Source organism: bacterium (assembly GCA_024224155.1).
GTDB lineage: Bacteria > Acidobacteriota > Thermoanaerobaculia > Multivoradales > JAHEKO01 > CALZIK01.
The window spans coordinates 1-1,485 of sequence record JAAENP010000074.1 but is presented as its reverse complement, the minus strand read 5'-3'; the positions used below and the strand labels follow the sequence as shown (position 1 = coordinate 1,485).

Annotated in this window: 3 protein-coding genes; 2 read left to right on the top strand and 1 reads right to left on the bottom strand. The window is 64.3% G+C overall.

Translation table 11 applies throughout. The features are described from left to right. A partial coding sequence (locus tag GY769_04265; protein ID MCP4201129.1) for a Trk system potassium transporter TrkA occupies positions 1-442 on the bottom strand: 442 nt, incomplete at its 3' end. 417 nt (positions 443-859) lie between these two features. Between GY769_04265 and GY769_04260 the strand changes: the two genes are divergently transcribed. Then, on the top strand, positions 860-1,291 hold the full coding sequence (locus tag GY769_04260; protein ID MCP4201128.1) for a TonB-dependent receptor: 432 nt from the start codon (positions 860-862) through the stop codon (positions 1,289-1,291). A gap of 11 nt (positions 1,292-1,302) precedes the next feature. Continuing rightward, the coding region (locus tag GY769_04255; GenBank protein MCP4201127.1) for a hypothetical protein at positions 1,303-1,485 on the top strand (183 nt) is incomplete at its 3' end.

The following is a 1,485-nucleotide window of genomic DNA, read 5'->3' as shown; positions in this document are numbered from 1 at the left end:
CCGTGGCCTCCACCAGGCGATCAATCTCCTGGGCGGCGATTTCCTCGGGATGGATCAGGAGATCCGCATGGAGGTCTCGATCCGAGAAGCTCCCCTCCCGGTCGCTGAACTCCAGCGAGCGCACGCGGGCGATCTTGCGCCGGATCCCGAACCGGTGGCCGATCATCGAAGCGACCATGTTCACCGCGTCGTTGTCGGTGACGGCGATCAGGAGGTCCATATTCTCGGCGTCTGCCTCCTGCCAGCAGGCGACGCTCATCGCGTCTCCCTTGATCAGCCTGGCGTCGAGCTTCCCGTCTGCCTGGTGGAGCGGCTCCCGGTCGTTCTCGATGACCGTGACCGCATACCCTTCGTGCACGAGCCTCTTCCCGAGGTAGGAGCCGATCCCGCCCAGTCCGAGAACCAGGACACTCTCCGTTCGCTGCTTCTTCTTGCCGAACATCACGCCGATCTCTGCTTCGATTCTACCCCGGAACCGAAGCAGATTCCTCCTCGGCTCACGACCTTCTCATCCTCTTCGAAGAGCCGGCGGTGCATCTCGCAGCGGATCCACGGCGTAGATACAACAGGCTCTGCCGAAGAGATCAACCGGTGTGACGGGGCGCAGGACGCCGACTCGCCGCATCGCGACTTGCGGGGCGGGCTCCAACTTGACGATAATCGACGACGGCAAGGGCATCGGCGGGGTCACGGTGGTGGTGGGCGAGCTCGGGCTGGTCGAGATCACCGACAACAAAGGCGATTTCGTCTTCCGAGGCGTCCCGGCCGGGAGCTACAACCTGTCGTTCTCCCTGGGCGACAACGCGACCTCGTCGACCGTCGAGGTCGCCGACGGCGGTGACCATCGTCAACGAAGAGGATATCCTGCGCGAGGCGAACAGCGGCCAGCTGCCCAATTCGGCAACAACCTGCTGACGCTCGAAGGCGGCACCTACGACGTCACACCATCGACTACTACAACAATGAGCTCGAGAACTTCATCACCGACCTGACGGCCAACGTCTTCGGCTCGATCAACCCGAACTTCGGCCCCTACACCCTGCCCGACGGCACTCCGCCGCCGCCGATCCTGCAGGCCACCCTGGCCGGCGCCCTCGGCCCGCTGATCGCGTTCCTGTCCAACAACGTCGACGGCACGCCGATCTTCGCGCTGGCCTCCTACACCAACGCCGGCGCGGTCGACACCGAGGGCATCGATCTCGGCCTCAACCTCTACTTGAGCGATGACTGGGTTCTCGACCTCACCTACTCGTGGTTCGACTTCGACGTCCAGGAGCAGGGGGGGTCCTGAACTCCCCGATCGTGCCCAACGCGCCGGAGAACAAGTACGCCGCCGGCATCACCTACAACGGCGCCAAGTTCGGCGGCTCGCTCAAGTGGCGCCACGTCGACGGCTTCGACTGGGAAGCCGGCGCCTTCGCCGGTCCGGTGCCCACCTACAGCGTCTTCAACCTGGCCGGCTCCTACAACTTCAACGACAACGTG